The sequence below is a fragment of the Orrella sp. 11846 genome, assembly GCF_048820935.1.
In the GTDB taxonomy this organism is placed as follows: Bacteria; Pseudomonadota; Gammaproteobacteria; order Burkholderiales; family Burkholderiaceae_B; genus Algicoccus.
On record NZ_JBMERD010000002.1, the window covers coordinates 172,668 to 190,465 of the forward strand.

Genomic DNA, 17,798 nt, shown 5'->3' on the forward strand with positions numbered 1-17,798 from the left:
GGATTGCAGGCTGACTGTGTGCAAGTAGAAAGAATTTTGAATGTTGACAGAGTTATTTTTTGAGCTCTGGAGGCATCAGACGATCTGGAATTTCTTTGCCTTGTTCTTTCAAGTATTTAACAACACCAGGGTGTAGTGGTGTTTGCGCTCGTTCAAGTGTCTGTGCCACGATATCCAAACCTTTTACAGCAGGATAGGATTCAGCCACTTTGTCCACGTTTTCAACGACAGTTTTAAAAATATCGTATGCATCGTTCTCGGACATGTCCGTTGTCGCGCCCCAGGTCAGAAATACGACTCGCAATGTCATTGGTCCGGTGCCATAAGGCGTGTCTTTGACTTTCATGAAATCGAAATGCGGATATTCTTGTTGTACTTTGGCGATCTCTTCATCGGTCCAGTCTAGGATTTTGACGGGTCTGGCTGTTTGAGCATCAAGAATCGCGCTGTCCGGAGAGTCTGGCGGGCCTGCCTTCGAAAAACCAACAACTCGTCGGTCTTTAAACGCTGTGACAGCGTCCCCCATGCCTGTGCGAAACCAATCAGGCTTCACGCCTAAGGCACCAAATGCTTCGAATGTTGCACGCTCAGTGCCTGAGCCGCGACCCCCGCCATTGAACTCTTTGCCATTGAGATCGGAAATTGATTCGATGCCCGTGTCAGCGCCGACAACAGACAAGTAGGCTAGTGGCGTTGTGAGCCAGAGTGTACGGAGATCTGGGTTTGCTTTCCCTTCAAAGGGGCCGAGTCCTTTGTAATATTCATAGACATCAGGCTCTGCCATCATGCCAAGGTCGACCTGTTTTTGTTGCAAACGACGTGAGTTGTCCAAGCCACCTCCAGTTTCTACGACACTGAAGTTTATATTAGGTAGTTTCTCATTTAACACTTGCGCAAGTGCAACGTGGTAGGCATATAAGGATGAAGCCTGGCTTGTTGCACCAATGGCAAGCTGTTTGTCTTGTGCGTGTGCATTACTGAATGAAAGCGTTAGGCTGATAGCTGCAGCGGTTCCTAGCACACCAGTGAAACTCATTAGGTTTTTGACCAGACTTTGTGTCTTCATATCTCCAGTTCCTTTGTTTAAATGTGGATCTCTTCGTATCCTGTTTGATTGAAATTATTGACTGACGTATTTTTCCTCCAGTGCGACCCATTCTGGGTAATCAAAAAGATCCCATAGTTCGCGATGGTTTAGCATTTGATCTGCCATATTTTTTGTTGTGCCGTTCTCTTGGAGCGCGCGCAGCATAGCGAGCGACTGAAAAGCAATTAAACGAGTTAAAGAGTTTGGGTAAATTGCCAGACGGTATCCAATTTCTTCGAGTCTTTTGGCATTAAGAATTGGCGTGCGTCCTCCTTCCACCAAGTTAGCCAAAGTGGGAGTTGCCAACATCTTATTAATTTGTTGCATTTCTATCTCACTTTCTGGCGATTCAACAAATAAAACGTCTGCGCCCGCTTCGGAATAGAGTTGTGCTCTTTCAATGGCGGCTTCAAGTCCTAAAGATGTTCGTGCATCGGTTCGGGCGATAATTAAAAAATTATCATCTAAGCGAGTATCCACTGCGGCTTTAATTCGATTGATCATTTCATCGGGCTCAACCAGTTTGCGTCCTGGTTCATGTCCACACTTTTTAGGCCATGCTTGATCTTCAATTTGAATAGCACTCACACCAGCCCGCTCAAACTCTCGGACTGTTCGAATAATATTGATTGGGCCGCCATAACCGGTATCTGCATCACAAATGACAGGAATGCTGACCGAATCGGCAATTCGGTATGCCCGTTCAACGACTTCAGAAAATGAAATGACGCCCATGTCAGGCGCACCCAACGCACTCATCGAAACGCCAGATCCTGTGATGTACGCAATGTTAAAACCGGACTTTTCAATCAGTTTGGCTGTCAAACAATCAAAGCAACCTGGTGCCATAACCAGTTTCTTGCCAGTGATGAAATTGGCGAGCTGTGCATTACGATTTGTTTTGTGTGATAAACCGATTGGCTGTCGCATGTCTCTCTCCCTACAGTTTTTTATCTGTTTTTAACAGAAGGCATTTGTGAGCGCCGTCTGCGTTCTACTAAATCGATGTTTGTTCTTGTATTCGTATAAAAAAGAATTAAAGCTGCGCTTCTTTCACCTCTTCAGGTTTTAGTTTTGTGAGTTTGAAAATCTCCGGGAAATCCAAATCCCAGCAAGCTTTTGCAATGTTATTGACGCGCTCTTGACCAATTAAGGTGTCGCAAATAGCGTGGAATTTGCTCGTTAAAGCTGAGTCGTCGAGTGGGTGATCAGGTTCGCCGTAAGGCTGTGGCACGAGCTTCGTCAAACGACTTCCATCCTTGAATTCAATAATGATGTTCGCCGGCCGCTGTTTCGGATAGGCGCGCTGCATGTCATCTGTAATTTCGACCTCGACTTTAGAAATCAGATCAGCCATGTTTGGATGGTGTCTTGCCGCATGACTGAATGCTTCCAGTCCGACTTGATCGTGAAGCAGGGCGGTTGCCACGGCAAATGGAATCGACATTTGCGCATCCAGTATTGTTTCATGTGTGGTATGTGCGTGACGCGCCGCAACTTGATGCGTTTCGATGAGAATCCGAGTGATATTCGCCAGATCGATTGTGTCCTGAGTCTTGAGCGCCAAAATGCCATCAATCGGTGCATGCAAATGGCGACAGCATGGATAGGGTTTGACGTAGGTTTGTAAAAGCTCCCATGTTGAACCCAGTCCATCCATCACAGAAGCCATATCGGCCTTCGCATTTGCATAAGCCTTGAAGTAACCATTGCGACCTTCCAATCCTGTTCTTGGGCCATCGATGCCTCGTTTGGCTAGTTCAGCAACGATGACGCCATCGCGCGCGGTTTTTCCAGGATGGATACGTTTAATTTCTGCGCCTTCGCCCAAAAATTCGAACAATCCGCTGGAGAATGAACCAGCCATGCCTAAAGCCCAAGTCATTTTTTTTGTATCTAATTGAAGTAATTTCCCCACGCCGGCTGCTGCACCCAAGACGCCATTAATGCCAGTGTTATGAAAACCGTTCTTCCAGGTATGTGGATGGCCGGCTCTGGCAAGGCGACAACTGATCTCGTACGAAACAACAATTGCAAGAACAACATCCTGATAGTCAGACTGATAGGTCTCTGCGACGGCCATAATGGCCGGAATACAAGCCGCACCGGGATGGTAAGACCCTGGCGTGTATCCATCATCAAGCTCCATGCCGTGGGCGGCTGTCCCGTTGACGAAAGCTGCATTTGCGGCAGAAATGCCAAAAGGTGTGCCCACGATACTTGCTATGCCGGATGCTTCTGATTCACAGAAATATTCCCGAACCACTCGGCTTGTGGATGTGGTAGATCCTGCAATGACTGCGCAGTAATAGTCTAGAACGAGCCGTTTGACTTGATGGATGACATCGTCTGGCAAGTCTTTGAACTGTAACTCACTGGCCCAACGTGCAAGGTCTTGAGTGAGTGAGATTTTTAAGGGTTGCGTGACTTCAGACTGAGTGTCGAGCTGTCCCATTTTTGTCTCCTGGCAGTGATTGATCACGATCTTCGGGTTTAAGGATGTTGTGTTTGTTTGGCGAAGCTTTGTGTTCTGAATCTGAGGTGTTCGTGTACACATCGCGGTACGCCAAACGGACTTACGCTGCATTTGAATTTAATTATGAGCATAGTCTACATCTAAAATAGACATCGTGTCTATTTTAGATGTAGACTACAGTCTTAATGCTTGAGTTAGCTGGGTTAAGCGCCCTATAAATAAGATAATTATGCGGCCGGTCGGTGCCTTAGAACCGATATAAAACAAGACAACTCGCAAGGAGAACTTCATGCAGACGCAGGACGCAACAGAGGATTTGACGCAAGAATATCGAATGATCCACGAATTGGTGACTAAGTTTGTGGATCAAGAATTGATGCCGCTGGAGACGGCTGTTCTTGAGCGTGAAATACGTGGTGAACCATTAAGGCTTCTTCCGGAAGAAGAAAAGTCATTGTTCGATAAATGTAAAGAGCTTGGGCTTTGGGCACTGGATGCACCGGAAGAGCTTGGTGGCGTGAATTTGCCGGCAGTCCCTCTGGTTGCCATTAATGAAGAGCTGGGTCGTACAGTGACACCGTTCACATTTCCACCCGATTCACCCAATATGCATATGATGCTTGCAATTGCCACACCAGAGCAGCGCAAAAAATATTTGGAACCCTATGCAGCGGGAACTGCAAAGTCTGCGATTGCAATTTCAGAGCCCAATGCAGGTGGTGATCCAACTGGAATGCTGACTCGTGCTGAAAAAGATGGTGATGAATGGGTCATTAACGGCCGTAAGATTTGGATTAGCCGAGTTTCATATGCCAATTTCACGATTGTGATGGCACGTGTTGGTAACGGAAAGCGACACGAAGGCATTACAGCATTTATCGTTGAAAACGGCACGCCCGGTTTTGAGATTTTGCGGGAAATTCCAATGTTGGCAGGGCACCGCACATACGAGGTGGCTTTTGAGAACTGCAGAATTCCAGCAGAAAACATTCTTGGTGAGGTTGGGTCTGGCTTTGCACCTATGCAGTTGCGTTTGAATGTCAGACGTCTTCAAATTGGAGCTTGGTGCCTCGGAATGTCACGCCGTGCTCTAGAAATGTTTGCAGAACATGCGAAACAACGTGTCACTTTTGGTGAAACACTGGCAAACCGCCAGGCTGTGCAATGGTGGATTGCCGATGCACGGATCAAAATGCATGCTTGTCGTCTCATGGTTGAAGATGCAGCGCGTAAACAGGATGCTGGTGAAGATATTCGTAACGAGGCTTCCATGATCAAGGTGTTTGCAACTGAAATGGCTAGTGAAATTCTGGATCATGCGATGCAAGCTTTTGGAGCAATGGGCGTGACAAAAGAATTGCCACTCCATCTGATGGCGCAACGAGTCCGAGTCATGCGAGTTTACGAAGGCCCATCCGAAGTACACCGAATGACGTTGGCAAGACGGTATCTGAAAACACTCGGATAACAAAACATAAAAAAACTGTGTGAGGAGACATGATGTGGCTGAGATAGATCACCGACGGGCCTCTGATAATAAGCCCTTAGCGAATGTGGTGGTTCTCGATTTGACGCAGGTCTATCAGGGACCTTATGCGACATTCCTAATGGCCAAGGCCGGTGCGGAAGTGATTAAGATTGAACCGGTGGGTGGTGAGCCGACACGTTTGCGCGCAAAAGTCAGCGGTGGTGCATCCATTCCCATGGCGATGCTTAACGTCAATAAAAAAGGTCTCACTTTAAATCTGAAGACCGAGAAAGGGAAAGCCATGTTTTTGGACATGGTTAAAAAGGCTGATGTGGTTGTTGAGAACTTTTCGCCTGGCGTCATGGATCGTCTAGGTGTTGGTTGGTCTGTTTTGCGCGAGATCAATCCACGCCTGATTTATGGCACTGGGACGGGGTTTGGGATTAGTGGACCGGACAAAGATAATTTGGCGATGGATGTCACCATTCAAGCCAGTTCGGGCATTATGAGTGTCACCGGCACGCCAGACGGTCCGCCTCTAAGAAGTGGTGCGTCTCTGGTGGACTTTTTGAGTGGAACTCACCTGTACGCTGGGATAGTGACTGCTTTATTTGAGCGCTGCCACACCAATCGCGGACGTTTGGTGGAGGTCTCTATGCAGGAAACGGCTTATCCATCGTTGGCTTCTAATCTTGGTTTGCTGTATCGCCAACAGGGTAAACCTTCTGGGCGAGTGGGGAATCGACATGGTGGCCTAGCGCTGGCACCCTATACCGTGTACGAAGCCTCTGATGGTCACTTGGCGATTGTGTGTGCGACCGAGCATCACTGGCAAAATATATTAAAAGCGATGGATCGAGAAGATTTAGCCGATGATCCGCGTCTTTCGACCAATAAAGCCAGAGTTGAAAACATTGATTTCACAGATGAGATTGTCGAAGAGTGGACACGCCGAAATACTCGTGAGGTGCTGTTTGGTTTGAGCAAAAAGTTTGGTTTTCCGGCTGCACCTGTTCGAACCTTGGATGAGGTGGTGTCGGATCCCCATATGCATGAGCGGGGCGCGCTCGAATGGTTTGATGAGCCGCTTCTGGGGCGAATTGTTTTACCGACTAGCCCGATCAGAATTCATGGCGCGGACAAGGTCGATACGGTTGCCAGTCCTCAGCTTGGGGAACACAATTCAGAAATATACAAACGTCTATTGAATTTGGATGAAAATCAGTTGGCAGAACTTAAAAAAGAAGGTGTGATTTAAAACATTTAGTTATGCGATTTCATCGCGGGTAGAGCATCTCTATTCATAAGGAGACTGATATGAAAAAAACATGGATGAACCTCAAAAGCATTGGCATTGTGTCGATTGCATCAGCAGGAATGCTGGCATCGGTGCCTGCGTTTGCGCAAAGTACACCACATCTACCAGAAACTATTCGTATTGTGGTGCCTTTTACACCGGGCGGCAGTAATGACGTTTTTGCACGTTCGATCGCAGAGCAATTGAGCAAAAAAATTAATCGCTCTGTGATTGTCGAAAACAAACCAGGTGCAGGTGGCAGTATTGGATCCAACGACGTTGCGCGCGCAAAACCTGATGGTGGAACCTTGTTGCTCAGCTCAAGTTCTTTTGTGACACGTGCCGCGGTCGATAGCAAGTTGCCCTATGACGCAAGAACTTCGTTTGAACCAGTTGCCATGGTTGCACGTGGTCCGATGCTGTTGGTGACCAGCACAGAGGTGCCGTACAAGACGGTTCCTGAATTGATTGAAGCCGCCAAAAAAGGCGTTGTCAATTACGCGTCTTCTGGCATTGGTTCCGTTGGTCAGTTGAGTGCTGAGCTACTCAGCTATATGGCAGACATCCCCTTGACACATATTCCGTATAAAGGAATGTCGGGTGCTGTGACTGATTTGATGGGCGGTCGTATCGATATCATCATTACGACACCCGCATCGCTCGGTGGCGCAATGGAGTCAGGACGGATCCGTCAGATGGCCGCTACGACGCTGGAAACAAGTTCTTTCTTCCCTGATTTGCCTACAGTCGCACAGACGGTTCCTGACTATTCAGTTGAGATTTTCTGGGGAATATACGCACCAGCCAATACACCCAAAGAGATTGTTGATTATTTCAACAAAGAAATTGTGGAGATTACACATACTGATCACATGAAGAAAGTGTTCGCAAATGAAGCATCAGAAGCCAGTGCAATGACGGCCGATGAATACAAATCATTTGTGGATGCAGAAATTACGAAGTGGTCAAAAGTTGCTGAAGTCAAAAGCATTAGCTTGGATTAAAGTAAACCGCTATAGCCTGCGTTTTTAGGGATTGTTCGTTTTTTCTGGGAGCGTCACGCCCTCAAGTGGTGTGTAGGGTGGTTCAAAGACGGTTGCGTCACCACCGAGCTGTTGAGTGAGCGTTGCTGCAGCCTGCATGACGAGTGGTAATGACGCTTCAAAAATCTGACGATTCATGCGAAATATAGGCATGCCGAGTGAAATGCTACAAAGGACTTTTTGTTGGATACCAAAAACGGGGCATGCAAGGCCTATGCTTTCTCCGCCCCGTTCTCCCATAGAGAGAGCGTAGTGAGCGTTTCTGATTTTGTCGTAAATTTCGCCTGGTTGACCAGAGAAGGCGAGCAGAACTTTTCCGGCAGCCCCTTTGTCCAGTTCGACTCGTTCGCCTTCGCGCACATGCATTAAGACACCGCGGGGTTGTGTCATGCGATGCAAACAGACACGACTGTCGCCATCGCGAATATAAATAGCCGCAGTTTCGCGCGTGTCATTAACGAGTTTGCGTAAAACCGGCGCCGCGTAATCCCAGAGACGAAAAGAGGATTGATACAGCATACCGAGAAACATGGGAGTGGAACCCAACCGAAACCGACCGTCATCAAGGCGAACCAGAAAGCCGTAGTTCAAGAGCGATTCACTCAGACGCAAGATCGTGCTGTGATAAAGCCCGGTGATTTGACTGATTTCAGCGACTGTGAGCCCTTCAATACTATGTTCAAAGGCCATCAAAATGGATAAAGCTCGGTTCACGGCAGCAACACCGGGGGCCGATTTGGGAGTCATGGACATTCTCTAATGAAATTACGGTGGATTGAATTGGCTCGGTGGACATTGTACGAGACTATGCACGCCGAATGTCAGACTCGTTTGGGAATCTTAGGTGTGACAAAAGGATAGACAGAATATTGATAGAAAATGTAATTGTAAAAATAGAAGTTCTTTGAAAAATTAAATTAACGAGGGAGTAAATAAACCATGACCGATCAATTAGTTTTTGAAGTCAAAGACCGTATCGCGACGATTCGTCTCAATCGACCAGACCGTTATAACGCGTTTACACATGAAATGCTTAAGGCTTGGGCTGACGCGCTGCGTGAATGCAGAGATCGTGACGATATTTACGTCATTGTGCTAACGGGTACTGGCAAAGGGTTTTGTTCTGGTGGTGACGTTGGAAATATGAAAAACCGCTCAGAAGAAAGTGCCTACCAACGCCGCTCATTCTTGACTGATTTTGTGCATCAGATTCCGCTTTTGCTTGAAGAGATTGATAAGCCAGTCATCGTAGCCGTCAATGGTGTGGCGACTGGGGCCGGCATGGATATGGCCTTGATGGGCGATCTTCGAGTTGCAGCTCGTAGTGCGAAGTTTGCAGAAACTTATGTCAAGGTCGGTTTGTTTGCCGGTGATGGTGGTTCTTGGTATCTGCCCCGATTGGTGGGAAAACCAAAAGCGTTAGAGCTGCTGTGGACGGCTCGCTGGGTGAGTGCTGAAGAAGCCGAGCGCATTGGCATTGTGAACCGTGTGGTCGATGATGAAGATTTGATGGCAGCAACTTACGAGCTTGCACAGCAGATTGCCGCACAGCCGCCTATTGCCATCAGATTGATCAAGCGGGCAGTACGTCAAGGTGAGCGTATCGACATCCGTACCCACTTGGATATGGCCGGATCGCACATGGCCGCGATGTACAGCACCAAAGATCACAAAGAAGCGGTCAGCGCTTTTGTAGAAAAACGTACCCCCACGTTTAAGGGCGAGTGACGCGTATCGTGCCACTGTGATTTGTTGAGTCTTTCAGAGTGCTCAAGTGACGGCAAGCGATCTTGAGACTCTGAATAGACTTTTGGTTGCGCATTTTGAGAGTCTTCGTCTGATGCGCAAAATTTACTTTTTATTGCTACGCATTCGTCATCATGTCAACAAAAAATACTGAGACTGATTTGTCTCGTGCCATCTTTAATCCACAATCGGTCGCCTTGATTGGTGCCTCGGGCAATATCGCTAAAAACACCGCCAGACCCATGCGTTTTATGCAAAAGCATGGTTGCCAAACAAAGATCTACCCCATTAACAAGACACAAAACGAGGTGTTGGGTCACAAAGCCTATGCCAGTATTGCCGATGTCAATGAGCCCATTGATCATGCCTTTGTCATGGTTCCCAAAGCTCACGTTGCAGAGCAAATTGAGTTGTGTGCGCAAGCCGATGTGAAGGTCATGACGATTTACTCAGATGGGTTTGCAGAAAGCGGCCCTGAAGGGATGGTTCTTCAGAATGAGTTGGTAGCCAAAGCTAGACAGCACGGTATTCGGCTCATCGGACCCAATAGTATTGGTTTGGCCAATCTGAATACCGGCATGATCTTGTCGGTCAATGCTGTGTTTGAAGCAGAAAGCTTGATTTCTGGGCCTTTAAGTCTGGTCTCGCAAAGTGGTTCGATGATGGGTTCTTTACTGGCTCGGGCAGCAGCCCGCGGTTTTGGTTTTAGTAAATCCATTTCGGTTGGGAACGAAAGTGATCTGTCAGTTGGCGAAATCGTTGATGTGTTAGTGGATGATCCTGACACACGCTGTATTTTGTTGTTTTTGGAAACAATTCGACATGCACCCGTGTTGTCTAAGGCGCTCGAACGGGCGCGTGAAGCGGGCAAACCTGTGATCGCATATAAGCTTGGTCGTTCAGAGCAGGGCGATGCGCTGGCTCAGTCGCATACGGGCGCATTGGCCGGTAATGATCAGGCGGTGGATGTTTTCCTTCGTGCTCATCATGTGATGCGTGTCCATAATCTTGAAACGCTGTTTGAATTGACACCTTTGGCCATCGGTTACTCGCGTCCAACCGTGATTAAAGAACGTTCAGCGCGGGTTGCGGTCATTACAACAACCGGTGGTGGTGCAGCGACTGTGGTTGATAATCTGGGCTTGTATGGCGTACAAGCTGTGGCGCCCACTGCAGCGTTCGTTGAAAGTATGGCTCAACAGGGTTTAAAGATTCAGGAGTCTGCCGTCATTGATCTGACTTTGGCAGCGACAAGCGAGCAGTACAAAATGCTGCTTGAAGCGTTGTTGCGAGCTGATTGGTGTGATGGTGTTTTGAGTGTGGTTGGATCTTCTGCTCAATTTCATCCGGAATTGGCTGTTAAACCTTTGATTGAATGCGATAAGCCGAATGACAAGCCTATGGTGGCTTTTTTGGCACCGGATGCAATGGAATCGCTGGCTTTATTGCAAAAAGCTGGCATCGCGGCGTTCCGCACACCTGAGTCTTGTGCGGATGCTTTGTCCGTGTTTTTTAAGACAGAGCCGAAATACGAAGCGCAGACTCAACTCGAATTCGTGTGGCCACGAGGCTTGCCCGTGACGGGTAATCTGACAGAGCAGCAAGCGTGCACAGTGTTTAGCGCACTGGGTGTGAGAGTGGCGCCAAGCACGATTGTGAATCCTGATCAGTTGACACACAACATTCCCTATCCAGTGGTCGCTAAGGCCTCTTCACCTGACTTGTTACACAAAACACAAGCGAAAGCTGTCAAAGTCAATATTTCAAATGATGAAGAACTCGCCACTGCTGCGGCTGAAATCGTGACGAACGTCAAAGCCTATATGCCTGAGGCGCGCATTGATGGGATTCTGGTGCAGCAGATGGAATCTGGGTTGTTGGAGTTGATTCTGGGATATCGATTAGATCCGCTGGTAGGACCCACGGTTTTATTGGGTGCGGGTGGTATTGCTGCGGAATTACATCGGGATGTGACTTTGCGATTGGCGCCTGTGACGCTGGAGCAAGCGCATGACATGATCCGTGAAGTGAAGTCGACCCAACTGGTGCGTGGCTATCGTGGCCTGCCCAAAGGAGATTGCGACGCCTTGGCACAAAGTATTGTGGCGTTTTCTCAGTTGGCACTCATCCAGTCCCCGAAAGTGTCAGAAGCTGAAATTAACCCATTGTTTGTAAAGCGTGATGGCGTGGTGGCCGTTGACGGACTGATTGTGTTGGATGCTTAATCGGCTGAAATGCATGGACAGAGTAAGGTCATGGTGTTGTCACTTTCCGTGCCATGCCCTGTCCCTGCGGCTTTTTCTGACTGTTGTTATCCGGTGTGGTTAACTAGCGCTTGAAACTTGGTGTCGTAATTGGGGGTTTGATGTGAACGGTTTAAAGCGAGGATTTCAATGATTCGGGAAAAACAAACAAAAGCTGATCGATCTATTCGTCTTTTTTCACAATTTCAGGAGAACTTCTGACATGGAAGAAGTCGACTGCGTTGTCATTGGTGCGGGTGTTATTGGCTTAGCGATTGCGCGAGCGCTCGCACTCTCAGGACGTGAGGTTGTCATACTCGAGGCTGAAGATGAGTTTGGGACACAGACAAGTTCACGCAATTCCGAAGTCATTCACGCTGGTATTTCATACCGTCCCGGTTCTCTCAAAGCAACGCTTTGTCGACAAGGACGAGATCGACTGTACGAATATGCGCGCGAACGAAACATCAATCATCAACGCATCGGAAAACTTATCGTTGCGGCCACTGAGGAAGAAACCTCGGAGTTGCAAACGTATCTGACGCTTGCACAAAGCAATCAAGTCGATGATCTACAGTGGTTAGACCAAAAACAAGTCGTTATGTTGGAGCCACAAGTTCAGGCTGTTGCCGGCGTTTTTTCACCGTCGACAGGTATCATCGACAGTCATGGTTACATGCTGAGTTTACTTGGTGACGCCGAGAACGCAGGAGCAACCATTGTTTATCGTTCTAAAGTTCAGTCAGGTGAGATCCTTCAGGACGGTATCTTGCTTGTCGTGGGTGGAGACTTCCCCATCACGATTAAAGCACGTCAGGTTATCAACAGTGCCGGTTTATATGCGCATGAAGTAGCGCATCGGATTATTGGGATGCCTGCAGAACATATCCCAGAAGTTTTTTATGCGATTGGCCATTACTACACTTTATCTGGCCGTTCACCGTTTACGCACCTTGTGTACCCCGTTGCACGCCAAGCCGCTCTTCGAGTGCACGTCACACTTGATCTTGTAGGCGAATGTAAATTTGGACCTGACATTGATTGGCGAACGTCTGTCGATTACACATTTGATCAGTCCAAAGAACAAGGGTTTTATGAGGGGATCCGCCGTTTTTGGCCTGCTTTGCCTGATCATTCACTGGTTCCAGGCTACACAGGCATACGGCCAAGACTGGTTGGTGCCAATGCACTCAAAAACCGAGATACAGATTTTGTGATTCAAGATCAATCTGTGCACGGTGTCAAAGGTCTGATTAACCTGTTTGGTATGGAGTCCCCAGGTCTCACCTCCAGCCTTGCAATAGGTGACTATGTCCGAGATATGGTTGTGAAATGATGAGGCTCAAGGTTGTGTGACTCCGAGAAACGCCTCATTTGACACGTCAAATAATGCTCTGATTACCAAGGTGATCAGAGCATTAAGGAAAATCCCTGTAACCGGGTTTGTTGAATAAATTCGATTCGGCGACGGCCTACGCGTAACGCTTTTTAAGTTCAGCGATCACATAGTCGAGTGATTCGACATCGCCCGCCTTCATATCAATGTCGAACAGATTGGCCTGATGGGCTTTTAGGCTTCGATCGCCAATGGCTTCTTCAACCAAAATAGTTCGAAAATTATGAGAAAAAGCATCGACTGCGGCAGCGCGCACGCAGCCCGAGGTACTAACACCGCAAATGATGACAGTATCGACATCGTCATAGCGCAGAAAACTCTCTAACGGCGTTGCAAAAAAACAAGACGGCTTGTTTTTTAGAATGATGCGATCCTGTTGGCGAGGTCCGTATGAGGTAGGCCATTCATCTGCCTTTGGATTGCTGGTGTATTGCGTGTTTTCGGCGCTGCTCAGTGTGTAGTTCCAAGCGCCCCGATAGACTGGGTGGCTACGATCATCACGGCGACTATAGTAAATAGGCAAGTCAAGCTCCCGAAATGTTTCGGTTAGCGTTTCGATGGCCTCAATCATTTCTGTCATTGGCTTGCCACACATCATGAATTCGGGATCGACAAACATGAACGTGGTGTCAATGTTGATCAGCGCTGCTTTGCGCCCAAAACCAACCCGTGCTCCAAATCCTGCTTTTTTATACGTTTCGAGTTCGGTGTCGCCAATGTAACTACGCCATTTTTCCAGTTTGGTACTCATAGTTTTCTCCTGTGTTCTTGTGCCATAACAGATCAGCCGTCTGGTGGCGCATGGTGTATACGCTCAGACGGCTGATCTTAGGTAAGAAATTGTTCTAATAAAATCATCGACCTATCGGTTCAGGTGACTATTTCAATCAACATGAACAATCCAGACTGTTACTCTGAATTAGTTGATGCGAACATTCGCTGCATCGGCGACTTCTTTCCAAGTGGATAATTGTTTTTCCAGAAATGCGCGGAATTCCTCAGGCGATTCACCGCCGACCGTGGCTGCACGTGATTCAAACTGTTCAACAATTTCAGGATCTTTCAGCGCGATGATTGCCGCTTCGGTGATTTTGTCCATAATGGGTTGTGGAGTACCTTTTGGCACCATCAAGCCATTCCATGAAGCAACTTGGAAATCCTGAATGCCAGCTTCTTGCATAGTGGGCACATCGGGCAAGTCTTTGAGACGCTCAGCGGATGCAACGGCTAAAGGACGTACCATGCCAGCTTTGATTTGTGGCAATGCGGCTGTCGCTGTTTTAAATCCACCCATCACAACACCTGCCAATACGTCGTTCATGGCGGGTCCTGCGCCCTTGTATGGGACGTGCAAATATTCAACGCCTGTACGCAGTTTGAAGAGTTCAGCTGCGAGGTGTGGTGAACCGCCTGCACCGGATGACGCCAATGTCAATTCACCTGGGTGCGCTTTAGCCCACTCAACGAGCTCTGCGACCGTTTTGGCAGGAAAGTCATTGTTGACGACCAAAATACTGGGTGAGGTCATCGTTTGCGTGATGGGCTCAAAGTCTTTCAGGGTGTCATAGGTCAGATTGCTGTAGACCGCGGGGTTAATCGCTTGTGCGATCGTTGCCATGAAAAGCGTGTAGCCATCTGGCTTGGCTCTGGCCGCTTCGGATGCTGCAATGTTGGAGCCACCGCCTGGTTTGTTGTCGATCACGATGGGTTGACCAAGGTGTTTTTCCATTTTGGCTCCCACCAAACGGGCAACAATGTCAGTTGCACCACTAGGTGGATATCCGACGATCATGTGGATAGGTTTTGCTGGGTAATTGTCGGCTTGAGCGACAGCACTCAGTGGTGTGAGTGCAAAAGTCATTGTGACTGCACTAGCTGCAATACCTAAAACGCTGCTTTTGGTGAGAGTTTTTCTCATAATAATTGCTCCAATTTTTAGAATAATATGGATGTTTTTCACATAAAGGGATCGCTCGTTAATGCTTGAGTTTTGTGTGCTCAGAACCTTCTATGTAGAGCATACCTTCCGTGATTTTTATCAGATTGTCCTGTGACGCAAGCGTATTTACATGGAGCAAATACTGCTGGTCGCACGACCGATTCAGATTAAGTATTTGACGACTGACTGTCAAGTTGTTTTAAGACCTTTGTTGGTAAAAATTCCTTATGAATCAATGATGTTTGCCTTCAGCTACAGCATACTTTTCAAGGTGCGCACGTAAGCGCGGATAAACAGTTAAAGCATTGCCACCCATGATCTGTTGGCGGGTTTTTTCGTCTAAATGACTGACAGCGTCCAGATACCGCTTTGTGTCGTCGTAATCAAAGCCTGTTGTGGGATCGATCCCTTTGACGGCTCCAACGATTTCTGAAGCAAACAAAATATTTTTTGCAGGAATGACATCCAGTAACAGATCAATGCCAGGCTGATGATAGACGCAGGTATCAAAGAAGACATTATTCATCAGCAATTCATCGAGCGGCGGACGGTTGAGATTTTGTGCCAGTCCTCTGTAACGTCCCCAGTGATAGGGGGCCGCGCCACCGCCGTGCGGGATGATGAGTCTGAGGTTGGGGAAGTCTTTAAACAGATCACCCTGAATCAATTGCATAAACGCAGTCGTGTCACCATTGATGTAGTGTGCACCGGTGGTATGAAAGTTTGGGTTGCATGAGCCACTGACATGAATCATGGCGGGCACATCCAGTTCAGCCATTTTTTCGTAAAGCGGATACCAACTCTTGTCGGTGATGGGCAAACCGCTCCAGTGACCGTCGGATGGATCGGGGTTGAGATTGCAACCCACAAAACCGAGCTCTTCGACACAGCGGGTCAATTCGTCAATGCAAGATGCTGGATCTACACCGGGTGATTGCGGTAGCTGACACACGCCGGCAATGCGTGTTGGAAAGAGCGAGACTGCCCGATAAATCATGTCGTTACATAAACGAGACCAGTCAGCACTGATTCGTGCATCTCCATGGTGATGTGCCATGGCACTGGCGCGTGGTGAAAAGAGGGTGAAATCAACGCCACGTTTTTCTTGAATTTGAAGCTGATTGTTTTCCAAGCTTGCGCGGATCTCATCGTCCGTCACGTTAATTTCGGGCGGTAAGTATTCGCCGGTTTTTTGAAAGGTGTCTAACTGTTTTTGACGCCACTCGGTTAATTGTTGAGGTGCTGTCGTGTAGTGACCGTGACAATCGATGATCAGATTCTCAATAGATTGCATTGGAAAATACCCTTTTTTTTCTGAATCGTTATACACATTGAAGCATAACGATTCTTTGTTTAAACATGACAAACTTGTTACGCACCGTCTTTGAGGAGACGGGCTTGCGCGTGTTCGAGGACTTCTGGGTTAATGGCTCGGGGCGGTGTTTGACCACGGCAAATCGCAATGATCTGTTCGGCACCGATACGAGCAACATTTTCTCGCCCCTCATGCGTCACACCTGCCGTGTGGTAGCTTGAAAGCACGTTGGGCAATGACAATAACGGATGATCTAATGGTGGAGGCTCATGAACCCAAACGTCAAGTCCAGCACCACTTAAATGCTTGGAGTCCAAGGTATCGTAGAGTGCCGCTTCATCGTGGATACCACCCCGAGCGGTGGAGATGAAAATAGCACCTTGCTTCATCGCAGCAAAGGCTTGCGCATCAAATAGATTGACTGTCTCTTGAGTACGAGGGCAATGCACACTGATGATGTCGCTGCGATTGAGGAGTTCCTCAAAAGAAACGGATTGACCGCCACGACGTTCGATTTCTTGCGGATCAACGTAAGGGTCACTCACCAGAATGGTCATGCCCAGTGCTTGGGCAATTTGCGCTACTCGTGTACCGATATGTCCAATACCAATTAATCCGATGGTCTTGCCCTTAACTTCATTTCCCATCAGGGTTTCGCGAGGCAATGCGACACCACGATCATGGATACGCAGTACGTGATCGCACTCACTGATTCGGTGTGCAAGGGTTAGCATCATGCCAATAGTGTGTTCGGCCACTGAGTTGGCATTGCCACCTGCTTGGTTGACCACCAAAACCCCTGCACGCGTGCAGGCATCGACATCCAGAATGTCATAACCAGCACCCATGCTAGAGAGAACTTTAAGGCGCGGCCACTTCGCAAGTAACTCTTCAGTGATATGCCATTGTTCTGGAGTTTCTGAGCGTGATGCACCCAAGTGATAAACATCGATGGTTTCGAGTAATGGTGCGGCTTCAGCTAAAGACAGGTTTGTGTCAAGGATGGACAAAGTCAGATTTGTCTCATTACGGATCATGTCATCAAAACACGGATCGATCCAGCGGTTTTGGCGAGCAACGTTAATGGTCATGGCGTGCTTCTTCGTTCGTAAAAGGTTGGTGATAGTTGATGAACTGCTTCTGGCATGGATGAAATGATTATCGTCCCCATTCGCCCTTTACGCCTAAACCCCGCATAAATCGGTCACGTATTTGTGGTGGATCACGATCTGTCGCAACAGCCGGTTTTTCGTTGTCAGTGTGCGCTACGATGAACCAAGGGCCTGGTTCTGTTCGGGTGCGTGCAATGAGTGCCTCAAAATCCTGCTCATCTTTGGCCCAGAAAGCCTGTTGAATACCAAGCCCTCGGGCGACTTCGGCCAGATCAACTTGCGAGCTTGTGGCCGTGGGTTGGCCGCCTGTAATTTGGTAGCAACCGTTGTCCCAGATGATCACGACTAGATTGGTGACGTTGGTCGATGCGATGGTACCCAAGGTACCTAGCTGCATCAAAATAGAGCCGTCGCCGTCAAGGGCGTAGACAATGCGATTGGGTTGCCCTAAAGCCACGCCAAGGCCAATGGCACTGGCTGAGCCCATGCTGCCGAGCATGTAAAAGTTTTTGGGACGATGTCCCGCACCCCACAGATCAAAATTGGTGTGGCCAATACCACCAATAATAATTTCTTCGTCGGTAATGGCGGCTTTCAAACGTCGCGTCAAATCGGCGCGATTCATGATTTTTGCGTTTGCTTGATCGGTATTACTCATTCTAAATTCCTGATTTGG

15 protein-coding genes are annotated in these 17,798 nt (G+C 48.1%); 6 read left to right on the forward strand and 9 right to left on the reverse strand.

Going from position 1 to position 17,798, the window contains the following annotated elements; genetic code table 11:
* Positions 1–52: 52 nt before the first annotated feature.
* The 3 genes from ACOI06_RS02410 to ACOI06_RS02420 form a co-directional block, all read right to left on the reverse strand.
* A complete protein-coding gene (locus ACOI06_RS02410) occupies positions 53–1,066 on the reverse strand; it encodes a TAXI family TRAP transporter solute-binding subunit (protein WP_420660894.1) in 1,014 nt (337 codons plus the stop codon).
* A gap of 54 nt (positions 1,067–1,120) precedes the next feature.
* The gene (locus tag ACOI06_RS02415; protein WP_420660895.1) at positions 1,121–2,017 is read right to left on the reverse strand and encodes an isocitrate lyase/PEP mutase family protein; all 897 of its coding nucleotides are present in this window, start codon (positions 2,015–2,017) and stop codon (positions 1,121–1,123) included.
* A 106-nt stretch (positions 2,018–2,123) separates the two neighbouring features.
* A complete protein-coding gene (locus ACOI06_RS02420) occupies positions 2,124–3,542 on the reverse strand; it encodes an MmgE/PrpD family protein (protein ID WP_420660896.1) in 1,419 nt (472 codons plus the stop codon).
* 310 nt (positions 3,543–3,852) lie between these two features.
* Here ACOI06_RS02420 and ACOI06_RS02425 point away from each other — a divergent pair, with 310 nt between their 5' ends.
* The 3 genes from ACOI06_RS02425 to ACOI06_RS02435 are packed head-to-tail and all read left to right on the forward strand — an operon-like array spanning position 3,853 to position 7,332.
* Positions 3,853–5,031: an acyl-CoA dehydrogenase family protein gene (locus ACOI06_RS02425; protein ID WP_420660897.1), complete on the forward strand. Its 1,179-nt coding sequence runs from the start codon at positions 3,853–3,855 to the stop codon at positions 5,029–5,031.
* 34 nt (positions 5,032–5,065) lie between these two features.
* Positions 5,066–6,289: a CaiB/BaiF CoA transferase family protein gene (locus ACOI06_RS02430; RefSeq protein WP_420660898.1), complete on the forward strand. Its 1,224-nt coding sequence runs from the start codon at positions 5,066–5,068 to the stop codon at positions 6,287–6,289.
* A 59-nt stretch (positions 6,290–6,348) separates the two neighbouring features.
* Entirely contained in the window at positions 6,349–7,332 is a 984-nt protein-coding gene (locus ACOI06_RS02435; protein ID WP_420660900.1) for a Bug family tripartite tricarboxylate transporter substrate binding protein, read from the forward strand.
* Positions 7,333–7,356: 24 nt separating this feature from the next.
* Here the strand turns inward: ACOI06_RS02435 and ACOI06_RS02440 are convergent, their stop codons facing one another.
* Positions 7,357–8,118 (reverse strand): IclR family transcriptional regulator, encoded by a 762-nt coding sequence (locus ACOI06_RS02440; protein WP_420660901.1) that lies wholly within the window; start codon positions 8,116–8,118, stop codon positions 7,357–7,359.
* A 192-nt stretch (positions 8,119–8,310) separates the two neighbouring features.
* On the opposite strand from ACOI06_RS02440, the gene ACOI06_RS02445 reads away from it, so the two are divergent.
* The 3 genes from ACOI06_RS02445 (at position 8,311) to ACOI06_RS02455 (ending at position 12,696) form a co-directional block, all read left to right on the forward strand.
* Positions 8,311–9,099 (forward strand): enoyl-CoA hydratase/isomerase family protein, encoded by a 789-nt coding sequence (locus ACOI06_RS02445; RefSeq protein ID WP_420660902.1) that lies wholly within the window; start codon positions 8,311–8,313, stop codon positions 9,097–9,099.
* 152 nt (positions 9,100–9,251) lie between these two features.
* Entirely contained in the window at positions 9,252–11,342 is a 2,091-nt protein-coding gene (locus tag ACOI06_RS02450) for an acetate--CoA ligase family protein (RefSeq protein ID WP_420660903.1), read from the forward strand.
* Between the two features lie 241 nt (positions 11,343–11,583).
* Positions 11,584–12,696, forward strand: a complete 1,113-nt coding sequence (locus ACOI06_RS02455) for an NAD(P)/FAD-dependent oxidoreductase (RefSeq protein ID WP_420660904.1) — start codon at positions 11,584–11,586, stop codon at positions 12,694–12,696.
* A 136-nt stretch (positions 12,697–12,832) separates the two neighbouring features.
* Here the strand turns inward: ACOI06_RS02455 and ACOI06_RS02460 are convergent, their stop codons facing one another.
* The 5 genes from ACOI06_RS02460 to ACOI06_RS02480 form a co-directional block, all read right to left on the reverse strand.
* Complete coding sequence (locus tag ACOI06_RS02460; protein WP_420660905.1) at positions 12,833–13,507, reverse strand: isochorismatase family protein; 675 nt, start codon at positions 13,505–13,507, stop codon at positions 12,833–12,835.
* A 168-nt stretch (positions 13,508–13,675) separates the two neighbouring features.
* The gene (locus ACOI06_RS02465; RefSeq protein WP_420660906.1) at positions 13,676–14,674 is read right to left on the reverse strand and encodes a Bug family tripartite tricarboxylate transporter substrate binding protein; all 999 of its coding nucleotides are present in this window, start codon (positions 14,672–14,674) and stop codon (positions 13,676–13,678) included.
* A 253-nt stretch (positions 14,675–14,927) separates the two neighbouring features.
* The gene (locus tag ACOI06_RS02470) at positions 14,928–15,971 is read right to left on the reverse strand and encodes an amidohydrolase family protein (RefSeq protein ID WP_420661019.1); all 1,044 of its coding nucleotides are present in this window, start codon (positions 15,969–15,971) and stop codon (positions 14,928–14,930) included.
* A 95-nt stretch (positions 15,972–16,066) separates the two neighbouring features.
* Positions 16,067–17,101, reverse strand: a complete 1,035-nt coding sequence (locus ACOI06_RS02475) for a hydroxyacid dehydrogenase (protein WP_420660907.1) — start codon at positions 17,099–17,101, stop codon at positions 16,067–16,069.
* A 67-nt stretch (positions 17,102–17,168) separates the two neighbouring features.
* Complete coding sequence (locus tag ACOI06_RS02480; RefSeq protein WP_420660908.1) at positions 17,169–17,780, reverse strand: thiamine pyrophosphate-dependent enzyme; 612 nt, start codon at positions 17,778–17,780, stop codon at positions 17,169–17,171.
* Positions 17,781–17,798: the final 18 nt, after the last annotated feature.

Coding starts and splice junctions, on each gene's coding strand:
- ACOI06_RS02460 (WP_420660905.1), bottom strand. CDS start 13,507: ATGAGTACCAAACTGGAAAAATGGCGTAGTTACATTGGCGACACCGAA.
- ACOI06_RS02410 (WP_420660894.1), bottom strand. CDS start 1,066: ATGAAGACACAAAGTCTGGTCAAAAACCTAATGAGTTTCACTGGTGTG.
- ACOI06_RS02415 (WP_420660895.1), bottom strand. CDS start 2,017: ATGCGACAGCCAATCGGTTTATCACACAAAACAAATCGTAATGCACAG.
- ACOI06_RS02435 (WP_420660900.1), top strand. CDS start 6,349: ATGAAAAAAACATGGATGAACCTCAAAAGCATTGGCATTGTGTCGATT.
- ACOI06_RS02455 (WP_420660904.1), top strand. CDS start 11,584: ATGGAAGAAGTCGACTGCGTTGTCATTGGTGCGGGTGTTATTGGCTTA.
- ACOI06_RS02465 (WP_420660906.1), bottom strand. CDS start 14,674: ATGAGAAAAACTCTCACCAAAAGCAGCGTTTTAGGTATTGCAGCTAGT.
- ACOI06_RS02475 (WP_420660907.1), bottom strand. CDS start 17,101: ATGACCATTAACGTTGCTCGCCAAAACCGCTGGATCGATCCGTGTTTT.
- ACOI06_RS02445 (WP_420660902.1), top strand. CDS start 8,311: ATGACCGATCAATTAGTTTTTGAAGTCAAAGACCGTATCGCGACGATT.
- ACOI06_RS02480 (WP_420660908.1), bottom strand. CDS start 17,780: ATGAGTAATACCGATCAAGCAAACGCAAAAATCATGAATCGCGCCGAT.
- ACOI06_RS02440 (WP_420660901.1), bottom strand. CDS start 8,118: ATGACTCCCAAATCGGCCCCCGGTGTTGCTGCCGTGAACCGAGCTTTA.
- ACOI06_RS02450 (WP_420660903.1), top strand. CDS start 9,252: ATGTCAACAAAAAATACTGAGACTGATTTGTCTCGTGCCATCTTTAAT.
- ACOI06_RS02420 (WP_420660896.1), bottom strand. CDS start 3,542: ATGGGACAGCTCGACACTCAGTCTGAAGTCACGCAACCCTTAAAAATC.
- ACOI06_RS02425 (WP_420660897.1), top strand. CDS start 3,853: ATGCAGACGCAGGACGCAACAGAGGATTTGACGCAAGAATATCGAATG.